The sequence below is a fragment of the Mycobacterium sp. NGS49 genome (assembly GCF_059812565.1).
Genome location: NZ_JCALCX010000094.1, coordinates 1 through 1,353 on the forward strand (window position 1 = coordinate 1; position 1,353 = coordinate 1,353).

Annotated in this window: 2 protein-coding genes; one reads left to right on the forward strand and one right to left on the reverse strand. The window is 66.6% G+C overall.

Going from position 1 to position 1,353, the window contains the following annotated elements:
* The coding region (locus tag AC5Y7D_RS30815; RefSeq protein ID WP_499929963.1) for a PPE family protein, SVP subgroup at nucleotides 1–880 on the forward strand (880 nt) is incomplete at its 5' end.
* A 227-nt stretch (nucleotides 881–1,107) separates the two neighbouring features.
* Here the strand turns inward: AC5Y7D_RS30815 and AC5Y7D_RS30820 are convergent.
* Nucleotides 1,108–1,353, reverse strand: a 246-nt coding sequence (locus AC5Y7D_RS30820) for a hypothetical protein (RefSeq protein WP_499929965.1), incomplete at its 5' end; no start/stop codon positions are given.

A 1,353-nucleotide genomic window follows, 5' to 3' on the forward strand; every position in this document is an offset into this window, starting at 1 on the left:
GGCGTTGACGGGGACGGTGCCTCCGGCGGTGGTGGAGGCCAACCGGGTGTCGTTGTTGACGTTGATCGCGACGAACTTCTTGGGGTTGAACACTCCGGCGATCGCGGCCAATGAGTTCGATTACGTGGAGATGTGGGCCCAGGATGTGGCCGCGATGGTGGGCTATTACGGCGGTGCGACGGCGGTCGCCGAGAGCCTGACGCCCTTCGCCATTCCACCACTTGACCTTGCCGGAATGGCCGCGAACATCGGTGCTCAGTTCACCGGGCTGGCGACCACGGCCTCCGCGGCGGTGAGCCCGTTCGTGGAGGGCACACTGGCGACGGTGCCGGGTCTGGTCACCGGTGTGCAGTCGGCGGCGGCTGCGCTGCCCTTGCAGTCGGCACTGTCGTTCGTCCAGGCGGGCGCGATGCCGGCCAGCATGCTGATCGGCCCGCTGATGCAAGCCGGGCAGTCCGCCACCAGCACCGCCGGGCTGGCCGGTGCGACGGCTGCCGCCGAGTTGGCAAACGCGCCCAAGTTCGTCGGTGACCTGGCGCCCGGAGCCAAGGCCCTGGGCGGCGCCGGACTCGGTGCTGGAATGGCGGGCGAACTGGGTAAGGCGCACCTCGTGGGTGCGATGTCGGTTCCGCCCTCCTGGCAGGGCTCGGTGCCCAAGGCCATGGCCACTTCTGCCATGTCCGGCTTCGGCGCGATGCCGAACCCGGCGGCGCTGGCTCAGGCAGCGGGAGGTTCCGGCATGGGGATGATGCCGATGCCGATGCCGATGGGCGCCGGGGCCGGAGCGGGCATGCCGGGCGGCATGATGGGCCGCGGCGGTGCGAGCCCGCACGTGGTGCAGAACCGGCCGAGCGTGGTCCCCCGGACCGGCGTCGGGTAAGAATTCGATTAACGGAGAGTGGCTTCTGATCGGTGAATTTCTTGGCGGAAAGGGTAATCACGTGCCCTGCCGGGTTCATCGCCCAGTTGGGCGGGCGGCACATGGCGCCGGCCGACAGCGCAGTCGGCTCGAGCTGGTCTTGATCATCGACGCAGTGAGGAGGACGGCGTTCGGCTAAGGGGCTGATCACGAACGCCGTTGGCGCGCGCAGGCCGCGCGTTTGGCGCTCAAGGCCAGTCGGAAAGCAAATATACTGACCGGGTAACCAAGTCGATTTCGAGCGCGAATAATGATGTAGGCAGTTTGGCCAAAGCGCAGACTGCAGCGGTGGTTTGTTTTACAATCCGATTGGCAGGCTCGCAGGTCGGGTAGCAGTGATAGATGTTGGCGCCGTTGACGCGGCTGGCTGAGTTGGGGATGCGATGATTTTGGACTTTGCGTGGTTGCCGCCGGAGATCAACTCGGCGCGGATT